The 23,059-nt window shown below is 45.9% G+C and carries 8 protein-coding genes and 1 riboswitch; of the genes, 1 reads left to right on the forward strand and 7 read right to left on the reverse strand.

Annotated elements, in window-relative coordinates; genetic code table 11:
- Window positions 1–45 precede the first annotated feature (45 nt).
- The gene (gene clpX / locus E3K36_04445) at window positions 46–1,287 is read left to right on the forward strand and encodes an ATP-dependent Clp protease ATP-binding subunit ClpX (protein ID MCF6154500.1); all 1,242 of its coding nucleotides are present in this window, start codon (window positions 46–48) and stop codon (window positions 1,285–1,287) included.
- Window positions 1,288–1,519: 232 nt separating this feature from the next.
- Here clpX and E3K36_04450 read toward each other — a convergent pair whose 3' ends face one another.
- The 7 genes from E3K36_04450 to E3K36_04480 all read right to left on the reverse strand — a co-directional run bounded on the left by E3K36_04450 (window position 1,520) and on the right by E3K36_04480 (window position 22,714).
- Window positions 1,520–3,109, reverse strand: a complete 1,590-nt coding sequence (locus tag E3K36_04450; protein MCF6154501.1) for a tetratricopeptide repeat protein — start codon at window positions 3,107–3,109, stop codon at window positions 1,520–1,522.
- A 236-nt stretch (window positions 3,110–3,345) separates the two neighbouring features.
- A complete protein-coding gene (locus E3K36_04455) occupies window positions 3,346–6,765 on the reverse strand; it encodes a hypothetical protein (GenBank protein ID MCF6154502.1) in 3,420 nt (1,139 codons plus the stop codon).
- 191 nt (window positions 6,766–6,956) lie between these two features.
- Window positions 6,957–8,627, reverse strand: coding sequence for a hypothetical protein (locus E3K36_04460; GenBank protein MCF6154503.1), 1,671 nt, complete (start codon window positions 8,625–8,627; stop codon window positions 6,957–6,959).
- 193 nt (window positions 8,628–8,820) lie between these two features.
- A complete protein-coding gene (locus E3K36_04465) occupies window positions 8,821–14,412 on the reverse strand; it encodes a hypothetical protein (GenBank protein MCF6154504.1) in 5,592 nt (1,863 codons plus the stop codon).
- 31 nt (window positions 14,413–14,443) lie between these two features.
- A complete protein-coding gene (locus E3K36_04470) occupies window positions 14,444–16,153 on the reverse strand; it encodes a hypothetical protein (GenBank protein ID MCF6154505.1) in 1,710 nt (569 codons plus the stop codon).
- Between the two features lie 373 nt (window positions 16,154–16,526).
- Window positions 16,527–18,575: a hypothetical protein gene (locus E3K36_04475; GenBank protein ID MCF6154506.1), complete on the reverse strand. Its 2,049-nt coding sequence runs from the start codon at window positions 18,573–18,575 to the stop codon at window positions 16,527–16,529.
- Window positions 18,572–22,714 carry a hypothetical protein gene (locus E3K36_04480; GenBank protein MCF6154507.1) on the reverse strand — a complete coding sequence of 1,381 codons (4,143 nt, stop codon included), beginning with the start codon at window positions 22,712–22,714 and terminating at the stop codon, window positions 18,572–18,574. The genes E3K36_04475 and E3K36_04480 overlap by 4 nt, the downstream gene beginning before the upstream one ends.
- 91 nt (window positions 22,715–22,805) lie before the next feature.
- A riboswitch (cyclic di-GMP riboswitch) is annotated at window positions 22,806–22,916 on the reverse strand.
- Window positions 22,917–23,059 lie beyond the last annotated feature (143 nt).

The following is a 23,059-nucleotide window of genomic DNA, read 5'->3' on the forward strand; positions in this document are numbered from 1 at the left end:
ATATTTTTATCAAAAATTAATTGATATTTTTGAGGTACAAATCATATGGCGAAAAAAGCCATGGAAAGTAAAAAAAGCTGTTCCTTTTGCGGAAGAAGCTACAGTGCGGTAAACCGGTTGATTCAAGGGGACGTCGATGTTTTCATTTGCAATGAATGCGTGGAGGCTTGCTACATGCTCCTGAAAAAGGACCAAAAGCACGCCCAGGCCAAACCCATCGGGAAGATACCCACTCCAGCGCAGATAAAAAGCCAGTTAGATGAATATATCATAGGCCAGGAAAAGGCGAAGAAAACCCTTGCAGTTGCAGTTTACAATCATTATAAGCGTTTGATTACAAGATCCAGTAATGATGGGGTTGAGATAGAAAAGAGTAATATATTACTAATTGGACCTACCGGTTCCGGAAAGACCCTCCTGGCGCGTACCCTTGCCAGAATCCTTGACGTTCCCTTTACCATTGCGGATGCGACTACCCTCACTGAGGCGGGCTACGTGGGAGAAGATGTGGAAAATGTGCTCCTGGGCTTGTTAAGAAATGCAGATTTTAACCTCCAGAAGGCGCAGCAGGGAATTATTTACATTGATGAAATTGATAAGATCGCCAGAAAAAATCCTAATCCATCTATCACAAGGGATGTTTCTGGTGAAGGCGTCCAGCAGGCATTATTGAAGATGCTGGAAGGCACCATATCCAATATACCTCCCCAGGGCGGCAGGAAACACCCCGAACAACAGTATATTCAAATGGACACAAAGGATATCCTTTTCATTTGTGGCGGTACCTTTGCGGGAATAGAGGAAATTATCCGGAGGAGAATTGGAAAAACCAATATCGGGTTTGATACACAAAAAGAGAACAAGCCAGATGAATCTTTCGGTGAAATCCTGAGTAGAATAGAGGTCGAAGACATTATTGATTTCGGAATGATTGTGGAATTTGTAGGGCGACTCCCCATACTTGCTCCGTTAATGCCGCTAACACAGGAAGACTTGATCAGGGTCATGACGGAACCAAAGAATGCACTGGTCAAGCAATATCAAAAATTCTTTGAGATGGAAGAGACCAGGTTAGAATTCTCTCCCGATGCATTAGTAGCAATCAGCAAAAAGGCATTTGAAAGGAAAACAGGCGCACGAGCGTTAAGGTCTATATTTGAGAGTTTTATGTTAGATGCCATGTATCATTTGCCTTCCAATAAAGGCGACTCAACATTCCTCGTTACACCTGCCGTTGTAAGTGGTGAAATGCCGTTATTGGCACAAAAATACAGGAAAACTGCGTAATACGATAAATAAGATTTGATTTCTTCAGCAGTTCTTAACAGGAAGGGGTGATTACAAACACACCCCTTCCCATTTTTAACAAATATATCTGCACTGCCATTTCCGAATAGAGACACCGAAACACCCGTAATTCACACTCCTTTCCACCATTCATAAAATCAGAGACGCCGCCGCCCCCCTTTATCCGGGATCAATGTCGGTGCAAGGTATTCCCTATTCCGTTACGGAACCATCATTTGCTCAGCAGCGCAAGCCTCCTGAGTTCTTTTGCGGCATCTTCTTTCCGGCCCAGTTTATCATACAATTGTGCAAGATTTTTGTGGATGATGGGATGAAAGGGATTGATGTGATTAGCCTGCGATAAAATTTCTATGGCGGCGTCGTACTCGCCTTTCCGCTGGTAGAGTTCACCTAAAGAAATATATGTGGTAGTATATTCCGGATAATATTCCAGAGCCACCTTCAGGATTTCCTCTGCCTTTGCATATTGCGTGTCCATGATGTAGGACATTGCTAATTTATTCTGGATTTGCGGAGAAATGTGGCCCGCCTTCCTGAATGCCTTTTCGTATTCTATGATAGCCGCATTGTGCAGTCCCTCGTGGCGCAGGAGGTCACCAAGTATGGCATATTTTTTTGCATCCTTTACCTCTATTTCGGCAACACTTTCCATATCATCTACAATCGCTGATGATTCTTTGAGCTTTGTGGGAAGTATCTGAATGCCGTGAATCCTCCGGAATTTTTTCTGTTTCAGGTCCTGCAACCAATTCCTTTCAAAATCAACGAATGGAATGTCTGTTGCGGAAGATACCGCATCTTCTGTCGATTTCCCGTTTTTTATACCGTCCAGAATGGATACGAGCAAAGGATAACCGCCCTGGTTAAACAGGTAATCGATTACCGTAAAGACTTCAGCAAAGGCGAGGGCTGTGTCTTCTTTCTTTTTTAATTTTGCCAGGGAGGGGTGCATTTGCCCGAATGTAATAAAATAATCCTTTTCTATTGCCTCGGCTACCAGACTCTCTAAAGAAACCGGAAGTTTTGGATGTGAGCTATCAAGCCAGCGTTTTTCTTCAAATTTTGCAATGCCTTCGTGGAGCCAGATGGGTACACGGTTGTAAGTCTTTTTCATGATTACATAGTGAACATACTCGTGAGTCAGGGTATCAAGCCACTGATATCCCCTCGGTAAGAGACGCGGACTTGTAATGATTACACGATTAAATAAGCAGATCGCTACCGTACCAGAGGTTTCAATCTCATCTTTGGTAAGTGTTGAGATGGTACAAAAGCTTTCTGCATCGGGGAATACTTCAACAAGGATAGGTTTTGCGGGAAAATAGTTGAGGTCATTCCCAATCGCGTCATAAGCCTTTTCAAGGGTATCTAAGGCATAATCGGCCAGTATCGCATCCTTCTCTTCCACATAGCGAAAAAGGAAGTGTTCGGTTTTGGCCTCTTTGAATTTACCCGCCGTTTGATAAATCTTATCTACAAAGTCATAAAATTTTTGACCCTCTTGCGCGATGTCCGGTTCTTTTAGTGCCTCTTTTAAAAACGATAAGGATTCTTTATAATTTCCCTCATAGAAGCGTACTTCACCAGCAAAAAAGCGTACATAGGGATTTTCCGGGGCAGTTAAAAGCAATTTGCCGGCGACGGCTGATGCCTCCTCAATTTGCCACGACTGTAAACATTCCTCTCCGTAAGTTATTTCGCCGATGACATCGAAAAATTTTTCTTCCTGGGCACTTGCCTTAAATCCAGGTAAAACGTGGATTGCAAATGCAACTATGAATATAATAAAAGATTTTTTCAAAAGTAATGCACCCTTTAAAAGCCAAAAATTAAATCAAACGTGTCGAAAAAGATACGCGGGACTATGCTTTAGCCTTGAGTACCTGCAAGTGAACGGGTAAACTTTAAATGTCGAAATATTTTTTGCGAGATACTGGCAAGGAAACCTCAAGCGTGTAAGAGACAAAAAGCTTAACCACAAAGTTCACGTTTGCATAAAAATTTTGCTAAAAATGTCAACGTATTTTTATTAAGTACCTAATCCACCAATCTCTGATAGTAGTCCTTGTTCAAATCCTTATATTTCTCAGGCAGCCCTTCTTTTAGAGCGTTCAAAATGTCCTCCCTGAATTTCTTGGGTACCTTGTATGCCTCTTCGGAAGGTATTTCAACTTTTTCTGTGGAAGCGCCAAACTGGCCTTCGTCCATCCGGCCACGGAAAGGTCTTGGCATGGGCATGCCCTGACCCATCATCCCTTTCGCGATACGTTCCTTTGCCATTTCCATGCCTTTTTTGGCTTCAGCGAGGCGGTACAACGATTCCCTCTCATCGATAACAGCGCCCTGTGCATCGTGTTTTTCCAGTTTCTCCCCGGCTCCTTCCATGGATTTTGATGCCATATCAAGCTGGTTATCTGCGTTCTCATCCATAAATGGATTTTGCCGAGAAAGCCGGTCTGCCATCTCTTTGAGCTCATCCGCCTCTTTTTGCAGTTCTTTTTGCTTTTCGGCATATTGTTGTAAATCATCCTGGTCTTCCTGTGTCAAACTGGCAAGCTGCTGTTCTTCAAGTGTCTGGATCATAGACTCGAGGTCATTAATAATCTGCTGGTTTTGACGGGCGGCATCCTCAACTTTTTCTGGTACTTCACGGTCTTTCCTGGATACCTCCTCTTTTTTGGCGAGCCTTTTTTGCTCCAGGGTGTGTTGCATACGGCTATTCCACTGGTTTAAGTTATTTGACAATTCTCTCGCCAGGTTCAATGACTCTTTTACATCCCACCCGTTCAGCATCTCTTCCAGATGGGATAGCGTTTCTTCCGCCTGCGGCAGTTCCCGGGACATATTCAGAAAATCCCTTTGGAGGGGGTCTTTGTTGATTTCCCTGTTCAATGCCGCATTTTTCTTTGCTGTTTCCGCCACTTTATCAAATTCTTCCTGAGGCGGGATCATGCCTTCCTCACCGCCAAAAAATTCGCTAAACCGGCTTGACATCGTCTCTCTTTCTTCCGACATACGTTTTAATTCACGATTTACCTGCAAATATTCCTGTAACAATTCATTTTTCGCCAGGATTTCTTTCGCTTCGGTGACATCTGTTTTGATTGCCTCTAATCGTTCCCCCTGCTTTTCAAAAAATGATTTGAGGGTTTCTTTTGTTGATTCTGAGGTGCGCTTTTGAATATCTCTCTTCAGTTTGTCAGTATTTTCAGTCAATTCTCTCTCTTTATTTTCCAGTTCTGATATTTTATCCAGTAATTGGTTCGTATCCTTAAACATGTCTGAATAGGATGAATCTGCAAGATTTTGTGCAGAGGATTGCATCTGATTCATCATTTCCTGGAGGGAAGCAAGCAGTTTCTGGGCGGCCTGCAGGGCTGCATTCAAATCCCCTTTGCTGAATGCCTCTTTCATGGCATCCAGTTCCTTCATAATATCATCCTGCTCGAGCTTTTTCAGGGCATCTGCATTTAAAAATTCATCCATATGTTCCCCCTGTGCCATCTGCATAAGTTTTTCCACCATTTGCTGGATAGTTTCCTCGATGTGCTTGAGTTCAGAAAGCACCTTTTCATTGAGTTTAGCATCTTCTCCTTCCCGTAATTTATCAAGCAGTTTTTCGATATTGTTTTGGGATTGAATCAGGTTTTTCCCCGCATCGAGGACTTCTTCCAGCTTTTGCTTCTTTATTAAGTCGTTCAGAAAGAGGATAACACTTTCCACCTCAACCACCTCTTCGTCCTGGACTTTTTGTAACTCGTTCAACAACGGAATAGAAACAGTATCTCCCGGTATGGTCAGTACAGACTGCCGAATGGCCATCCGTTTTTTATCTGTCACTTCGCGGAATTTGTTTTTCAGGTTTTCGAGGGAATAATACACGCTATAATTTGCCATAGTGTCATCTTGCATGCCTACCAAAATATCAGTAAAAAGGCCGACAATTCTTTCCACACGCTCCTGGATACCATCCTGTGTCATCACTAAATAGTCTTTCGATGTGCACTTTTCGTCGTCAATCCTCTTTGTGAGGTCGTCAGACAACATATAGAGCGTTTCCTGCAAAAGCGCTTCTTGCAGTTGAACCAATTCCTGATGCTTTTTTTTAGAACTGTATATCTCCAGATAATACGTCCTGGAGCTAGTGATCTTGGGGCCGGATATCGTATCATTATCCTTTACTTCTATGTGGTATGCAATTTTATCATCGGGCCGTAAACCCAATTCGCTCAATGACCATAAATACGCCCCGCTGTACTGAAGCTGTTTTTTGCTAAAGGTGCTAAGGATTCTGGCCTTTCTTTCGCTCTCTTGTTCAAATACAAGGGAAATTTCACCGATACCAAAGTCGTCTTTCGCCGTATACATAAGGTTGACCGAATCCTTTTCATTAACCGTAATATCTTTTGCCGGTACATTGATAAAGATTTCAGGAAATTGGTCAGCCTCCAGTTGAATTGTATGGGGTATCGCATCCTGAAAAATCCCGCCCTGGGAGTCTGTGGTTTCAAAAATGTACGTCCCACTTTCGAGCAGCGAGAAAACGCCCTTTATCGTGTTACCGTTTTCTACAACAAAAGGTATTTTGGTTGAATTGTTAAAAACGATCTCTGCGGATACCAGGGTTCTATCGCTGATTGCACTCATCTGTATTTCACTACCCTTTAATGCCCTGATATCACCGCTGGTATTGTACAGGGTCTTTGGTTGTAATCCTGAGTATAAAGGATACCGGTAACTTATCGTAATATCTCCGATGACAGGGCCGGGGTAAACAACCAGTTCCTTTTCACCAACAGCTTTTCCAGTCATTAAGTAGCTAAAAAGGGCTGGTATATTTTTGTGAAAGTATGAAGGTTTGGCTCCACAAACAATACCAAAAATGAGCACGGAAGCAATCAGGATTGCAGAGCTTAATCGCAGGAATCTTTTATTCACTACCTGACTAATGTCTAACTGTCGAAGTCGATTGGCCGTATCGTCTACCAGCATCGAGATCAATTGTTCTGAATATCCTACGGTCTTTTTGCCTGGTCTGGCAGCAGTCAGTTGTATTGAACTGATGAGGGAGTTATTTAAGGAGGGATATTTTTGCTCAATTAATAATGCAACTTTTTCCCTGTTCAATAAAGATAACAAAGGAACCAGCAACACCCTGAAAAAGACAACGCATAGTATGATAAGACTGCTAATAGAGAAAATACCAAGACCAAACGGAAAACGTGAAAGGCCATAAATACTTGCAGCACCCACCATTAAGAGAAGCAGCGTTATGGATAATAAGAGCGCCATTCCTCCGTAAAACCGGTTTACAATAACATTCTTACAAACCGCCCGTAAAGATAACTTTATTATATCCCGGCTGTTTTGCGACCCGATATTCCTGAAGTTGAGAAGGATAAGAAAATCAATTAAATCCCTCACGGTTTGTATTGATTTAAAAAATAATCCCTTCATGAATTTGATTCCGCTCAAAGATATCGATATTACGTAATCTCTTCTCATAATAAAATTAAGGTTATGTCTTGGGTACCCGTTTGTCAAACAAAATCTTATTTTAAGCTTTCTTGCTGCAATAAGTCATTATTTTCATTCTTCAGCGGGATTCATAGAACCAATTTCAAGATTATCTTTGGAAGATACTACGCCTATTGTTTCCGTACGGTAACCTCACCGTCCTTTACTGTCCAGCCGAGTTTTGCAACTGTCTCCCGATTGAGTTTCCCTGCCTTTGTTAGAATACCGTTGGATATGAGCAGATTCCTCATGGCATTGACCGTCAGCTCATCCGTTTTTTCATATGCCTTCTCAAAATCCCCGGAGGTCTTCATGTCTGCGGTGAAGTGAGTGTTTGGCTGTATGGGCTCATGCCCTTCAAACCCAGCCCTCTTTGCCGTAATGAAATAGTCGAACTCATAGGTGTTTGTCCCTCCCTTGAGCTCCCTCACTTCTATCTTTTCCTTTGTCACTCGAGCCGCCGCCAGACCGAAGGTGTCCGCATACCTCGGGGTGAGCTGGACTGTGATGTCTTCATCCTTTCCCACGACGATCCGAAAGTGTTCAGGTGTCTCGATGGTTGCCATACCGCTAACGAGCATTGCCTTGCCTCTGAGAAAGACCGCATGTTCGGGTCCCTCGAAAAGTGCGTAGACCACTTCTTTGGTTGGATCGGACGGATGGGGCTGCACAAAACTGCCCGACCCTTTCGTGAGATTGCCCGTGACGTTCACACTCCCGTTGAACGTCAGGCTATTTGCTGCAAAGTCGCCGTAGATCAGCGGGCTGGTCGTTGAAGAATTATCGATGTACAGCTTGTTTGAACCAGTCTCGTTGTAGCCTGCACGATAGCCAAGAAAGACATTGTAGCTCCCTGTGGTGTTGCTGTAACCGGCATAATTTCCGATGAAGCTGTTGTAGTACCCTGTGGTGTTGGCACGACCAGCCGAATTTCCGATGAAGGTGTTGTCGTGCCCTGTGCTGTTGGTGTAGCCGGCAAGATTTCCAAAGAAGTTGTTAGCGGACCCTGTGGTATTCTTGTAGCCGGTAACATATCCGAGGAAGCAGTTGTAGTTCCCTGTGGTGTTATAGTAACCGGCATAATTTCCGATGAAGCTATTGTTGTGTCCTGTGGTGTTGCTGTAGCCGGCAACATATCCTACGAAGCTGTTGTTGAATCCTGTGGTGTTTCTGTAGCCGGCAGCGTAGCCGAGAAAGGTGTCGTTGTTGCCTGTGGTATTTTCAAAGCCGGCATAATTACCAAGGAAGCTGTTGAAATTCCCTGTAGTGTTTTTGTCACCTGCATTATAACCGATGAAACTGTTATTGTGTCCTGTGGTATTGTTGTATCCGGCAGCGGCTCCAAAGAAGTTGTTATTATATCCCGTGGTGTTACTCCAACCAGCCCAATTTCCGAGGAAGTTGTTGTTATACCCCGTAGTATTTTGCCCTCCGGCGATAAGCCCGATGAAGGTGTTGTCATGCCCTGTAGTATTGGCGGAACCGGCAGCATTCCCAAAGAAATTGTTGTTAGACCCTGTCGTGTTGCTTACGCCTGCATTCGAACCGAGAAAGCTGTTCCCTGACCCTTCGGTGTTATTTCGTCCGGCGCGATAGCCGATGAAGCTGTTGGCCCTCCCCGTACTGTTGCTAGCCCCGGCATCAAATCCGGCAAAAGTGGCTTCATCGTCATCACCAGCCGTGTTAGTGCCCGCATTTGTCCCGTAAAATGTGTTGCTATTCCCTTCAAATCCTGCGAATGCACTTCCGCCACGGATGAATACTGCAAGGATGAAAAAAGTAATGACGCTTAGTGTCTTCATCGCTTTTCTCCTTTCCCCGGCAAGGATTGTAGTTCCATGCCAGAATAATTGAATGGCTGTTTTAAAGCTTAGCAAGGAATTTCAAACCGGTAGTTTCCCCTTTAGGGGATTAAGGGATGTGTAAGAGGTATGATTACACACCCCCGGACTATCTTTCTAGAGGGGAGCTTTAAAAGTTGCTGCCAAAGGCAGCCTATTTTATTAGCGAAAATTCTATGAATGTTTCTTCCACATCGGTAAATCCAAATCTCTTTAGAATCGGGGTGTTTGGGCCGATGTCACGCTTGAATTCGAAGTCCAGGCGATAGATCCCGTTGTCTAACTCGCTGAATTCGTTATTCCCGCTCTTAATAAAAATGAATGCCCTTGTGCCGTCCTGATTTTTAATAATATTTGAATCAACTTCAGCCAGCCCGGCAGTTGAGAAGATCGGTCGGGTGTGTAATATTTCATTATCTGTATCTTTAATCCTTATGTAGGTTCCCGCGGCCTCGAATATGCCACTTTGGTGACCGGCATAAAGATTGACATGTTCGGTTTTGTCAGGAGAGGTCGGCTGAGGGCCGTTGTAAATTCTGATGCGTGTGCCAGCCAGGTAAAGGCTGTTTTCGGGAAAACGATAATATTCCTGGTACTCCTCCCCTTCACCGGCGGAGGTGGATAGATATTCAACGATGAACCCCGAAAGATCGGTCGTTGCCATGACCAAAATATCAACCCACTGATTATTAGAATAGATACTAATTTCCTCAATGTTAGTTTTGCCTGGAACTGCAACATTTTCGACACCGCCGTCTATGATTTTCACCACGGTATCAGCTTCTTCTATGGTATCGACCCGGTTGGCAAATAAAACAGTTAACTCGGTTCTATCCCAATCCAGAGGTTCGGGACTTTCCAACAGCAAGCCGTAAGACTGATGCTTGTTGTTCATTAATGCGACTTCCATACGCTCCGGCAGTGATCTAGGGTTCAGGTCGAAGATCGACATGAGCTGTTCGAATTTAACAGATTTTTCCTCTGAATTGGTCAATATCTGCCCCAGAGCGGTTGCGTCTATCTCGTAATCAGGGTTTTCGAGAAGGTTAAAATGATTCCAGACGGCGTCCTGAAACGAGTGGATATGATGGATGAAATTCGCGTACCTCGAAGTTAAGAAGGCAAACTCATAAACCGGCATATCTCCGGCCATGACCAGCGCCCGGTATTGAATCTGAGGCTTTAATAACAAGTCACTTGAAGAGGCGAGTATCTCATTGTTTGTCTCGGTAGTAACACCTACCATAGTCACACACCCGCTGTCGTTAAGTATGTCCTCGTAACGCGTTTCTTCTCTGGTCAGTGAAAGTTCGGGGTTATCACCCCACAGGTTAACGAATTCCAGCTCCTCACCAGCGGCATTCAAGACCGGAAGATTATTGTTATCCAATAGCCTGATCTTGATCGGCAGTCCAGCCATCTGGTACATCTGATCGATATAGGAATCGTTGTAAACAACACCAATATCGTATGACCGGTAGATGTAAGGCTGTGCTTCATCCGCCGTAGCTCCTGCCGGGATGGTGTAATCTATGTATGCACTTATGTCCTTTAATGGTCCATCTAAATCATATCGGTTAGTGTCGTCAACTTCCGTTTGTGTTGACGCAGGTGGTCCGGGAGGATTGCCTGTCTTAAAGAACATGTATTCCATGAAGGATGCCCCCGGGTTTTCCCATTCCCCTTCATTTTTTCTTCTACTGCTTTGGGTTTCGATGACGAGGCGGTAGTATTTATTGGGCTCCAAAATTTGGGCAGTATGCTTACCCCAGGTTTCTTCAAGACTGGTTTGCAAATGAGTGCTCAAACCGGAATTATACTCAAATATATCGCGTGCTTCCTTTGTTACGCCACAGACACGGATAATATCAAAACCACCGGCCACAAGAAAAGACCGGAATGCTTCTCCTGTATCCAGACTGAGGATAACGGGTTGCATCTCTTCATCAGGTATCGTTGATGGGATATTGAATTCAATTTGTTTTAGCTCTCTGTTTTCCTTATCATATAAGTAAACTGTTCCCAGAGACTCTTTTGATAAATAAAGATCTGCCCTGACAATATCTTCAGGTGGCGTAACCAATATGGAAGGCATCTTTACGCTATGATGCTCTTCATAACAAATCTCGATGATGCGTATCCCCCGTCCGATCATGCCTATTTTCCGGATAATTGAGGAGGTTGATTCCAATTTATAAACCGCAGCTTCACCTGTATTTCCAAATAGTTTAGCCTCATCAACGATATTGCCATCTCCATCAAAGGCAGTGAAAAGCACCTCAGGTGCATCGCTAACAATACAGGTAATCCAGACTTTATATGGCAAGGCCGGAAAAGCGTTTTCAGGAAAATAGATGTAAGCCGGAATTGTATTGGGATCATCCAATAATGACCAGTTAATATATAGTTCAATGTTTTCGCCTGAGTATTTATTGGTGAATTGGATATATGAGTTATATCCTATCCCTGCTGTGATGATCACATCTTTGATAACTTTAGTATTAATTTGACCGGTCGGTTCCTGCGCTTTGATATTTAAACATTCGATGGTAAAATAACCATCTACATTGCTGAGCGCTTTTGTCGTCCCGATCCAGAGGGCCTGGTAGCCATGGACATTCATCGGGAAGGGTGACGTAAAGATAAATTCATTCTGAACTAATATAAAATAATAAGTGCCTGACTCGCGATCCTCGAAGTCTGTGCAAATAGTCTCTTCTGTGATTTCGGGCAGACAAGGGTAGTTAGGATCATACACGCTCAGGGTGTTGTACCACATATCGGAGTTGTCCAGAACTCTTGAAATTTCAAAAGGTGTTGTTGCATTTAAAAACAGTTTCGTGTTGCCCTGATCAGCTCCCGGTATTATTTGCCAGAAACCGGATAAGCTATAATCACCTACTGCAGGAATATAACTTTTCCAGTCTCCACTTTCCATATCCGTTTCATCCCATGCATCACAATATTCCAATTTAACGCTGACTAGTTCATACTTAAATTCGTAGTCGCCGACTTTTTCATAATTACTTGACAATGGGACAGGATTGGCACCTATATAACCGTTATCGATCACGGGTTTATCAAAATTGAGTACCAGGTATACATCGGGTGGTACCACGGGTACGGTAAGTCTGGATGGGAATGCATCAGAGCCATCTCCAACATAAAGTCCATCCGAATCAACTTGGTATGGACTATATTTCGGTATCTCCCAGTTCTTAGTAACCTTCCGGTGCTCAATGCCGAGCAATGGTGAGAGTGGAACCGGAAAAGGCGGCACTCCCGTTTTTTCCCACTTCAGATTAATTTCAGCCTTCGGCTTGCCGAGAGGCGTCTTGAGTTGCACCTCTAAAGAAGCGGAGATAGATAAGGGTTTGGGGGCCTGAGCGGTGACATTGGCCTCTACCGAAATGCCCAGGCTGACAATGCTCGCGCTGAGTTCTGCATTGCCATACAGGGTTATCGAACCTTTTGCTTGTAAAGGCATCGTGCTCAACCCCAGCTCACCGCTAATCCAGGCCTCGAGGACGACACGTAAGATGCCATATTTCTTATCCAGACCGTAACCGATCCATGCGCCCATCAGGAGACCTTTGTTGTCCACCATCAGGTAGGTCTGGGCTTGGAAAAAATTGAGGATATCAGCACGGATCCTTTTTGATTCCGGTTTGTCCTCACCCAGGTAGAGGTGCCAGCTACTGGGGTCGGCTGCACTAAAATATGCCTCGGCAGCACCGATAACATCCAGCAATTCACCGCTATCTTTGGGAAATTGATATGAGGCTGAGATGTTCATCAGGAATGTCCCGGCCGTAGGGTCGAGAACGGCCAAAACCCGCATGAGATAATTCTCACCCAGGGAGAGCATACCGGCGTGTCCTTCGATCAAAAGAACCGGTCCCGGTATGAGGATGACAAATAAGACCTTCGCTTTCACCGTAAACTTTACATCAGGCAGGGTTCCCACCGTGACACCGGCGCCAAATGCCATGGCGTCCTTTTGTTTGATCCACTTGCCGGTAGGGCTGGCATCAGTTAAGTCGGGGCGATTGGCCACATCCTCATAGTCGATAAGCGCCTGGTAGTCGAGGGTCATATTCTGACCATATAAACCGGCCAAACCATAAAGACCGAGAATAGGAGGCCCTAATGGTATACCGACGGGCAAATCGAGACCGATAGCGATATAAAAATAATTGTAATCCGTTGTTTTGCCAGTGATGAACTGAGCATCCACTACTAGGTTAATGGGGATGAGATTCAGGCTTACTCCGCCGCGGAATTCCTTGATGTATTCGGGTTCTTCTTCGTCGATGAAATAGACCGATCCGTCAAAAGTGAGCACATTTTCGATTTCGAACTGCAGATAGACACCGCCAATCTTAAGCTTAAACTCCCCGTCTTCAGCCCACATGACCTTAAGTCCTTCCACACCCCCACGCAAGGGAAGCGCCTCAATAATCTGAATACCCCCGGAGAAACCGATCCATTTGAACAGCTTGCCCTCCAGCTCATCGCTACCGAATCCTAGCTTTGCAATCTCTAGTTTGAATCCATGGAAGTCCAGAGCTTTCTGGTCGGGTAACTCAATCCACCCCCCTTCCACTCTAACCGTTCCATCCGAGCCGATGGTGAGTCCCTTCAGTTCAAACGAAGGCCAGGCAAGTCCCGCAAGTTCCGGCGTAACTTCGCCGGTCAACTTAAAAAACAATTCTTCGCCTTCCTTGACAAATTCCAGACTGCTGACCTCGATGGAGATGATGCCATCTTTTTCCAGTATGAATAAGCCATCAGGATCGTTTACTCTTATGGTAAAATCACCATCATTGGTCAAGCCTACTTCTACCGCAACAGCTTCATCAAAGAAAGGCAACTGCAGGTAGCCCGCGATGCTTCCTGAAACCAGGGCGTTTTGTTTGAATTCAATACCAATGCTCGTGGTCCTGAATTGAAATCCAAAGATGTCGCCGGACATCTCATCGAAGGGATTTTCCGGATCATCCGGGGTCCAATTACCGGTAACCTTACCGCAAAAGCCGCCGGAGCCGATGAAAAAATCTTCGAGCGTAACGTCATCGGGCAAAATTCCGTTTAACCCTTCGGGGAGGTGGATGGTGGCCTGCTCAAGGTAGACGCCGCGCCAATCGTCCGGAATGGAATCGGGCAGTGTTTCAACTGCTTCCGCAGAAAGGATTAACTTAAGGGCAGTCACCTCAATGATGACACCGGTATCACCTATCATGAACGGCTGAATCGCCAGTGCAGGCGCACCCTCCGCAAATGTGAAAGCAAAATCGCCGTCGGAATTGACGCTCAGATCCGCACCTTCCATGAGGATCTCTACCGGCTGCGGTTCTTCCGTCTCCGGGTCAGGCGGGGCTTCTACGAAGCCGTCTGCGGTGGCTTCCATCCTCTTCAGTAAACCCGTTTGAAAGCGTAGCGCTGCAGAGAGAGATTGGAGTGCAACAGCAAACCAGTCACCCAGGTATTCAATTTCAAAGCCGAATTCCGTGAAATCGCCGTTGTTGAGCACTGCCAGAGAGAGTCCGGGAATAAGCGGTAAATCGGCTTCGATGTCAACGAGGATTTGCAATGTGCCACTTGCGACCAGCGAGGAATGACCACTGGATGTCGCTTCGAAATCCGCCAGACCTATCTGGTCTATCTGAGGGGGGATTGCCAGAATATTAGTCGGCCATCCGGAGAGGATCAGCCGAATCGGTACGAATTGTGTCAAATCACTCATGGTTTATCCTTACCTTTGTCGTTACATCGTGCTAGGGTAACACATCGTCCGCATGGCCATTGAACACCTCTGTTTGGTTGAGAGTGATAAACAGGCCGTTCCGCCCCACATACATCATATTGCTATAGAAGCCCCAGTCACCGCCAGGGCATCCATGTTTAAAATGAATGTGCGAACCACTACATAGAGGTAGCCCCGCCTTACGGTTAGGGAAAAAGATGAACACGTCCGAAAACCAGTGCCCCAACTCGTGAACAAGTGTTTTAGCTAAAGCCGGAACGTTTGTAACATAATTAGGGTGCTTTGTATCTATCATGATTGCAGCAATGTCTGCCTCTTCCCATGCATAGCACACGCCAAGGGTTTCCGCAGTTCCGGCTGTTTCCAGGTTCCAAACAAATACTACGTTTATATTTTTAAATTGGTTCAACAGAAAGAAGTCGATAATGACGGCTTCCAAACTCGTGATGGGATCGCCAAGAAGTCCGCCCACATGGTGGTCGTGCAGAATAACGCCGCTTTCCTCAACCGGATAAATGTATACGTTGGTCTGCCTGCCCAGAATCTCATTTGCGTATGCGACCACCTCTCGCAGCTTCGGTTCGTCCATATCCGTCTGGTAATTGGAGTACGACGTATCAATCAGCTTGTAGAACTTCACGGGAACGGCGTGGAAATCCAGGAATGTGAGATTGAGGTCGCAAATGGTTTCTCCCGTTTCTCCGGCAATAATATTGACTATGGTTTCTCCCGGTGAGTTCGGAGTGGCGCTGAACTGAACGACCTGTTCCGTCGTTGAAGAAGGGACCAGAAAAACATTCACCGCTGCCGACTCGTGCACGATTTGAATCGTCAGACCCAGCGGATTGCTGACCTTCAGCTTCGTAACCCAATGATCAGGCCCTAACGATGGGACGAGGTAAGGTGGGATTGCACTGGTCGGTGCCTTTGGCACAATCAGACGATGCGGGTCTTCATCGGGATCAAGCGCGAGCGGATGATAGATTGTCTCGGTTTCAGTAGGATTACTTGCAAAATACATAAAATCCTCGATGAGTTTGTCCTTTATGTACTCAATGCTTCCGTCAGGATCAACTGACGAGGGTATTACGTCCACGGTTCCCGATTTCACCGAACGCCCTAATAGTCTGGCTATGAGGGGATGCCCACTCAGGCGTGAACGCCTTTGATGATATTTGAAGAACGTTCTCACAGCGTCGTCATGCGCATCCCATTGCCCGCCAACCTTGAAGAACATCGAAACCCGCTGTTCCTGTGTCGTATCCGGGCTATCTCTTGTTGAGGCGATTTGTGCGCCTCCTTTGACGATTATGGGCCAATCCGAATATTCCTTGAACTTTTGAAGATATTCCGAAACCCAGTCACCAGTGCCTTGCCACTCTGTCCCTGTTTTTGTTTTGTATTGTGTTTTGAAGAAGTCCTCTGTAGCCGTTTTTTTGATAAGCTCCTCTAACGCATTATCATCCAGCATCTGCACGCTCAAATATACGCATTCTTCCAGTAGAGGTTTACTACCCGGATGCGATGCCCTCCAGCTAATCTTTACCGCGTTTAATGGCTTCAGAATCAGAATCTCTTCACCCGGGTTCGGCTTGGCCCCGCCCAAAAGGTCTCCAAAAGATTTCTCGTTATGAAAATAGAACAGATGCCCGGTTGTTAGTGCATAGACCGGCTGCGACCCCGAACCGGCGTATGTCAACCAATATTCAATGAACGTCACGACACCGGACAGATCAGTCAAGTCACGCGTTGCATTATCGGGCGCAATCTCAAAGTCCATGTTGCTAAACTCCGCTTCATACCCGGCGATCAAACTTTCAAGACTTACCCCTTCTTGTGTCTCCACAAGGGGCATTGCATCGTCAATAAAGCTCTCACCCGCTTCTGGGGCAGCGTAAGGATCAAACGGCTCCAAGCGCTTGCCACAACCAAACGGTTGTAATATAATTGGGAAACCCATCTTTATCCCCTCGCATTGCGTCGTGTTTTTCAGGCGTTCAACAAATCACCGCAAAAAATTGGCTCAGGTCACTCATTACTTTTTACCTTGTTATTCCATTGTAGCTTCCGACAGATTTAGTCGCATTTCTGGGCTAGGGCAATACCTGATGCGCATTTTCATTAAACACCTTTGCCTGTTCGAATGTGATAAGCAGGCCCCCTGCCGATGCCATCAGGTTGTTATTGAAACTCCAATCACCCCCCGGGCATCCTTCATATAAATCACCGGGGTGGTCGAAATAAATGAAGGAACCGGTGCATTCGGGCAGGCCATTCTCCAGATTTGGTACACGGCTAAAGATGTTTGAAAACCAGTGTCCAAGCTCATGAACAAGGGTTGTACCCCAACCCAAATAGGTTGAGCTCTGTTGCGGTCCCTCCGTGTCTACCAAGATTATCGCAAGGTTGGCATCGTCTGAGTACGTAGTTACTCCGCTATTATTTTCAGTTGCCTCTTGGTTCCAGGCAAATATCGCATGGATGTTGTAAGGTTGATTCATAAAAAAGAAATCGTCCGCAACCCTTCTAACATCAGCTTTACTTATGGGGTCACCGAGGTCTCCGAAGAACACGATCTCATGCAAAATAATGATGCTTCCATCAAAGTTTTGTTCAACCGGATAAACGTACACGTTGGTCTGCCTGCCTAAAATCTCGTTCGCGTAAGCGATTACCTCTCGCAGCTTCTGCTCGTCTATGTTTGCCTGATGAATTACTGTCTGATTATTAGGATCCGTATCGCTCAGCTTGTAGAACTTAACGGGTACGGCATGGAAATCCAGGAAAGTAAGAACGATTTCATGAACTAATGCACCGTCTGCTTTGACCTGAATTTTCCTTTCTGTGTTCCCCGGGAACAGAGTTTCAGATGCTCTCACTTCAACTATCTGCTGAGTCGCAACGATGTTTTCAAACGGGTTGATACTCACCTCTGCCGCGTTGAATCCCTCGATCGTGACCGTTAGCCCAAGTGGATTGTGGATTTTCAGCTTTGTAACCCAATGCTCCGGCCCTAACAATGGGACAAGGTAAGGTGGGACTTCCGTGGGTGGGATTGCAGTGCTTGGTGACTTCGGGATGATCAGGCGATGCGGGTGCTCATCAGGATCAAGTGCGAGCGGATGATAAGATGAACCGGTCGAGATTGTGCCCAGCTTGAAGTCACTAATGAATGATGACTTTGTCCGGCGCAGAGGATCGCTTAATTTGAAAGATAAAAAATTAATCGGTTCAGGTGGAATTACGTCAACAGTTCCCGACCGTACCGATTCACCTATCAGCTTGGCTATAAGAGGATGGCCAACCAAACCGGACCCCCTGCGTCTATAATATTTGAAAAAAGTCTTCACCGCTTCGTCATGTCCCATCCCCGTCCAGAGTTCTTGCTGTCCTTCCAAGGTAAACTTAAAGAATAGGGTAATTCGTTGTGTCGGATCCGTCTGGCTATTGTTTTTTATCGAGCCAATTTGTGCGCCCCCGCGTACGAGAACGGGCACATCCGGAAATTCTTTGAACAACTTAAGATATTCTGCATCCCAGTTATCGCCCTGGAATTCAGACCCCCTTTTTAACTTGTAAATCTTTTTAAAGTATTCTTCAGTACTTGACCTTTGAATAAGCAATTTGAGATTTTCATCCGACACTAGGGACACATTCAAATAAGCACATTCCTCAAGCAACGGTTTACGTCCCGGATGTGAATCTTTCCAGTAGACATCCAGGATTGATTTTAAGGGCTTCAGAATAAACACGTCTTCATCCGGTATAGCCCCACTTAGCAGCCCGGAATCAGATTTCCCGGCGGGAAGATAATACAAATGGCCGCTGGTCAATGCATACACAGACGTCAGCGATGTGTCAGTGTGTGTGAATGAATATTCAGTGAACGTCACTGTGCCCAAGGTGCGGGTTGTGCCCTCAACAAGGTTGATAGCATTCGCTTGTTGTTCAAAGGCATCGAACGCATCTTCCAGAGAACCCTCAATACGCGGAATTAGGATAAGAGGCATCGCGTCCGCAATCCAAGAAAGATCCTTTGCTTCCTGCTTCCCAGCGAGCGGATCAGGCGGTTCGATGTCTTCCAACAGGCCTTTCTCCCCAGAACAAAGCGCTTGTAGCATAATTGGTATTGGTAGACTCATAGTCGTCTCCTTACATTTGGCCGTATTCTTACGGCGTTCGATGGGTCGGACGGTGGATCAATGACGATTGTGGTTTGACTTGTTGAGAGCAATTTCGCATGAGATTTGGACTTTCCAACGTAAGTATAGCTTTCACTGACGCCCGCTAACCTGTCGAGATGGAATCTTCTTCCAGTAATGAATGACCCTCCTGACACCCAGTTGGCGATAACGGCACTGAAGCTGCTCGACGCGCCAATTCTCGCAATGAGTACAGATTTGACACGGGCGTCTTCCATCCAAACGAGCCGAATGGCCGGCTGCGGATTAGACGCCTCTGTCAGGTCCGCACCCCATTCGTATACGGTACCGTTGTCGTCCACGTACACCCAGCCAGAATTCACTTCATCCCACTGCGGCGGCTCGGGTGGTGTCAAGTCATACGCCTGTCCACTCTTTGTCGAGGACATTCTCGATTTCAGCTGCTTGCCGTTGTCATCAAGCCCTACCGCTACCAGGCCGTAATAATACGGTTGCCTTGGAAGGACGGTGTTATCGATAAATTCAAACTCCTTCTGAGGCAAAGGTTCCGTAACTTCTACGGTATAAGTATCTGTATCATTAGCCTTAATGAACTCCATCCGGCGCCAGTCTTTGGCTTTTTTATTATCCTGAGTTCGATATAGCAAATACCCTGCGATCTCAGCCCCCGGATTCTTCGCCCACCTGATAGTGATTTGGTTTTCGCCGCCCGCCACCGCCGTAATGACCGGAGCGGGAGCTGGAGTAGTTTTGGGAACCTCCACAGGAGGTGTGGCTAAGCTCAATACACTCTGCATGCCGTTGGTATCCACTGATCGTAGCGCATAAAAATAGCGGTTATTGCCCCTGCCGTCCAAGGTTTCGTCCACATACAGCAAGACATTAGCAGGATCAGGGGTGTAGGTCGCGCCTCTGACCGGGTCGGGTATTTCAGTAATTCTATCCTCATAAGCCGGATCACTTTCGTCAATCGGAGTACCGTTTAACTCGGTAAAGGCGTTCACATTATCGGGAAGACTGGCTAATATCTGCAATTGTCCCGGCGTAAGTCCTGCATAATTTTGCGCAACGAGCTTGGGATTCGATTCAAAGGAGATCTCTTTTACCACGTCCACATCAGCCGGGTCAAATTCCGGATGATTGGCCTTGAAATCATCGTAAACAGAGGCGCTGCGGGTTTGCCTTATTTTGTTATCTACAACAAAAAGCGTATCGTCCAATACTCTGTAAACGTAATGCTTCACCGAGGTTTTTTCTTTTTGCCAGCGCAAGGCAAAGGACGACTTGCCGTGCACATTGGCCGGTGTGGCTTTCAATGCTTGAATCGGTTCATCCGGTAGTGGTGCAAAAGCAATGGGAGCGGCGGGCGTTCCACGGTAAATCGCCATGATCGTCGATGGGGGAGAAACGCTACCGAGCACATCGCCGATAAAGGAGTTGACGCCAATCTGGGCGTATCGTACCTTATTGATATCGGAAGCTTCAATGGCCGGATTCGGAAAAGCAGGATCTTCGATATACACCGTATAATCAGCCCTCAAATCTTTCGGCTCCTGATGGGTGATACGGTTGTCTGTCCAATGCTCAGGGTTTTTGTAGTCAATAAAAAATTTCTTCTCAGCCGTGACGGCAATACCGAAGCCTTTGTCTTTTAAAGGAATATCGTTCAGTTTCAATACCCAGAGGGAAGGTTGACTTTCCCCATTGTTTTTCAGGATCAAAAAGCTGTGGTTTCCCTGGGTGAGCCAGCACAACCGGAAAGCATCTTCGGGGAGTATGGCTCTTTCTCCATCTCTTGTCATGAAAGGTATCGGTTCAGGCAAAGGGGGAGGATACACATCGAGCGAAATCTGGAATGTATAAACCGGGATATCTTCGGGAGTTTCCTCGAAGATAGCATACTTCTCAAGTTCTTTTTGCGTGAGGTTGAGGCTAGTCTTTGCCACCACCACTTCAATCGGCTCGGTCACAATGATGCCGGTATAGGTATTCAACCACCCCTGCATGAAGTAAACGTTAAACCCTTCCACATCCGGGGCCTGCAACTGTAAATTTTCAGGCCATTTCCAACGGACGACAATCGCATTTTTCCGGTTCGCACGAAGCCAGTCTTTGTCAATATCGTTTATCATTGAATCAGCGAAAGAATCCTCCGAAGGATTGTATGTGCTACAGTCAAGGAATTGGGCTTTAACATCGATAGGATGAGGAGGTTTAGGAGCGGTTAACTCATAGGTCTCAAATTCGGTGAACTCACTTTGCCTGCCAAAGAGGTCAATGGCGGCAATGCGGTAATGGTTCACGGTTTCTCTTGTAATCGCTTCGGTATAATACTGCCGCTCTTTTGGCCACCCGATGGGAATGTTGCGCTCGCTCCTTTCAACGACCAAAGGCGTTACAAAGATCGGTGAGTCCTCTGTCAGTAACTCAACAGCGCCTCCTTCTAGTTTTCGCTCGATGTGATATAACACCGGTGCCAGAGAAATCAGCTCTTTTTCCGGGTCTTCGTTCACGTCCCATCGCAATCCGGCAAGGTAGGGTTTCTCGGTAACGTTTCCATCCTGGTCTGTAACTGTGCCTCCCGGAAGAAATGATGCCGCCAATCCGGTAGGTCGTGTCAACGGTAAGTGTGATTGTTGGGATACTCCGCAAATTATGTATTGTTGCAGGTCTACCGGATAGGGATCGAAATCATAATGGATACGGCAAAGAATAGCATGGGATGTATGTATTTTGATGGAATCAATTTGCTCAGCCCGCAGGCGTAACATGCCCCGTTCCAGCAATAGATCTTCTCTATCCACCCAGGCCGAAAAAAGATGCTTGTATGCCTCAACTGTTATTTTGCTTCCCGGTGTAAAATCCGGGTTTACCAGTACAAGCTGCACCTCTGTAACCGGTTTTAAGAAGTTAATAACGATGGGCAGGTTTTCTGCTGTAACGTCCAGTCCCAACTCAGTTCTGAAAAGCGGATAGGATGATTCCGCGATCTGCGGTGGTTTTGGAGCATAAAGAACAACATGATCGTCAAGCTGCTGTATCGGGAAGAATGATTCATGAAGCTGGTAATCATCGAACGTGATTTCATGATCCAGCCTCCGTTTATTCCACCCAGGCCACTCTGCGGTTACCTTATAATCGTAATAGGTATCATTGTCCGTATCCTTGTCCACAAAGTATAAGTCCAGTATCCTGGCAAAAAATACGTGTAAACTTTGAGCCAGAAGAAAATCGTATTTTGAGCACTCCATCGTTTCATCGGTAGCCGCTTCTTCATTATTGGGGAAAAGGGTCCAACCGACGGGTACAAGAGACCCCTCGTCCACCATGCTCAGCAACATCGCTTTTAATTCCAGGAATTCTGCCGCTGTTATGGGGCTGTCCGCCACGTTTAAATATCCCAGCCTGCACAGTGCCGTAGCCAGGTCTCTTCCGATGATGGGAGGATAGACATCATTCACATAAGGTGTTCCTTCCTGGTTCACGGGTAAGCCGCATCCGCAAAGTTCGTTGATCCGCTTCCATTCTCCCTTGACCGTACAAATCCACCCGGCCAGTGCCGCAAGATTGATCTCCCTTCCCCGGAGGACGATCCCCATTGTGCCTGGAGCATCAAAGGAAATATTTTTGAAGCCTCCCGTGCCCCCGAAAACGGTGTGGGGATAATAATCGCCATCTTTGGTCTGAGCTATAATTTGAAATCTTGACTTACGGCTGACGAGAAACCCCAATTCTATTCTTGCAACCGGCTTGGAAAAGGAAATCCTAAGCTCGCCGTTGATGGGAATCATGTTTATGGGAAGTCCACCTGCGGGAGTAACTTCCTCAACCGTAAGCGCCTCTACTTCATTGCCATTGATTTCTGCAGAGACCAATCGAATTTTGAGGTCTGTATTGTGCTCTATTTCCTGGGTATAGGGTAGATTTAAAGTTTGATTAGGGAGATCTTGAAGTTGGAACTCATACCTGTTTCCAATATCGCTCTTGCGCCGGTAAAGCTTAAAACAAGCCGGGAAACCGAGCTTATCATGAAAAGCCCATCTCAAATGGATGCCTTCTTCAATCCCGTCTGAACCGTTCGTGCCGTGACCGATCATTTTTAGATATTCAACTTTCATGGGATACCACGATTCTCAGTTATAAGTCACAATCGTTCTCACTTCCTAAAAACAAAAAAGCCTTACTGGAGAGATATTCATCAAGAACATCTTCGGCAGTAAGGCTGTCTTTTACCAGAGGTGTCTTTCAACTACTACCCTGTGAGTTTCAAGACCCTTTACTTTGCGTCCCCTGATTGCTCAGGGTTTGCCCTTATCGCGGTGCTTTTTTATTTTTGATTGTCCATAAATTTCGGATTCATCTTAAACAGGAGATATCCGTTATGTCAAGAATAAAAAGACCAGATAATTAAAAAGTCCAATTTCTCAGTGATCTGATGTTTTGGTCCAACCCATAGAAATGAT

Origin of the sequence: Candidatus Brocadia sp. (assembly GCA_021646415.1) — a bacterium.
Lineage (GTDB): Bacteria > Planctomycetota > Brocadiia > Brocadiales > Brocadiaceae > Brocadia.